The organism is Mesorhizobium sp. M7A.F.Ca.CA.004.06.1.1 (assembly GCF_003999135.1).
GTDB lineage: Bacteria > Pseudomonadota > Alphaproteobacteria > Rhizobiales > Rhizobiaceae > Mesorhizobium.
Map to the genome: position 1 here is coordinate 1 of NZ_RZPQ01000718.1, position 1,351 is coordinate 1,351.

Below are 1,351 nucleotides of genomic sequence, written 5' to 3' on the forward strand. Positions count from 1 at the left end.
TGCCCGGTGGCGCAATGATCTTGCAACTTTCAGACTATATTGCGGTGCAACTTTGATGTAGAAGCGCGCTTCGCCGATCACGGCAAATTGAACACGGCCCGGCGCGCACCCATATCGGCGACGCGCCCGCGTTATGAGGACGCTGGCCGAACCCGCAGTGGAAAAAACGACGATGAGAATCAGGTTTCACAAGCTTGCAGCCGTTGTTGTGCTCATTGGTTTCGCGGCGTGGATGGCGACAGGCGAGTTTTCGTCAGTCGGCAGCGTAGCCGCCAACAAAGCCAAGGCAGCCGAAGCCGAACAGGCCAAGGCGCCCGATGCGGCGAAGCCGAAGCAGGCGGAAGCCGAGCCGAAGGCACCGCTGCGCACGGTCGCTGTGGTGACGCCGCCACGCAAGACCTATGCACGCGCCATCCGCATTTCCGGGCTGACCGAAGCCGACAAGCGGGCGGTGCTGGCGACGCGCGTCGCCGGTGTCATCGACAAGCTGCCTGTCAAGCAAGGCGATCACGTCAAGACGGGGGATCTGGTGCTGATGCTTGCGGCGGAAGAAAAGATCTCGATGGTCGACAACGCCAAGCAATTGGTGGTGCAGCGTCAGGCCGAGCTGGACGCAGCCTTGCGGCTGATGAAATCAGGCAATCTGCCGAAGCTGCAGCTCGACACCGCGCGCTCGAACCTGACCTCGGCGCAGTCGCAACTGGAAACGGCACAGGCCGAACTCGACCGCAACGAGGTGAAGGCGCCTTTCGACGGCGTTATCGACCGGGTGCCGGTGGAACTTGGCAGCTCCATCATGCAAGGCGGCGAGGTGGCGACCATCCTCAAGCTCGATCCGGTGATTGCTCGCGGCGAAGTCAGCGAGCGCGATCTCGGCTACCTCAAGCTCGGCGACAAGGCCACCATACGGCTGGTCAGCGGCCAGACCGTCCAAGGCACCGTGCGCTACATCAGCCGCGACGCCTCGTCGGCGACCCGCACCTTCCGCGTCGAGGTTGCCGTCCCCAATGCCGACGGCTCCGTGCCGGCCGGCATGACGGCGGAAATCGCGCTCAACGCACAGCCGACCGACGCGGTGCTGCTGCCGCGCTCGGTTGTGACGCTCGGCGACAAGGGCGACCTCGGCATCCGTGCCGTGAGCAAGGACAACAAGGTGGCGTTCTTCCCCATCGACCTCGTCGACGACACGCCGACAGGCCTCGTCCTCGGCGGCATACCGGCCGACGCCCGCATCATCGTCGCCGGCCAGGAACTGGTGAAGGAAGGCGATCTGGTCAATCCGGTCGAGGCCGACCAAGCGATCATCAAGAAGCTGCTCGGCGAAGCGACGGCCGGCACGCAGTAGCAAGAG

Annotated in this window: 1 protein-coding gene; it reads left to right on the forward strand. The window is 64.2% G+C overall.

What is annotated here, in order from left to right:
* The first annotated feature begins 172 nt into the window (after window positions 1-172).
* Window positions 173-1,345, forward strand: coding sequence for an efflux RND transporter periplasmic adaptor subunit (locus tag EN906_RS28960; protein ID WP_127266906.1), 1,173 nt, complete (start codon window positions 173-175; stop codon window positions 1,343-1,345).
* The last annotated feature ends 6 nt before the right edge of the window (window positions 1,346-1,351 follow it).

Bases quoted from the DNA above. Each gene is read 5' to 3' on its own strand.
- EN906_RS28960 (WP_127266906.1), top strand. From the start codon at position 173: ATGAGAATCAGGTTTCACAAGCTTGCAGCCGTTGTTGTGCTCATTGGT.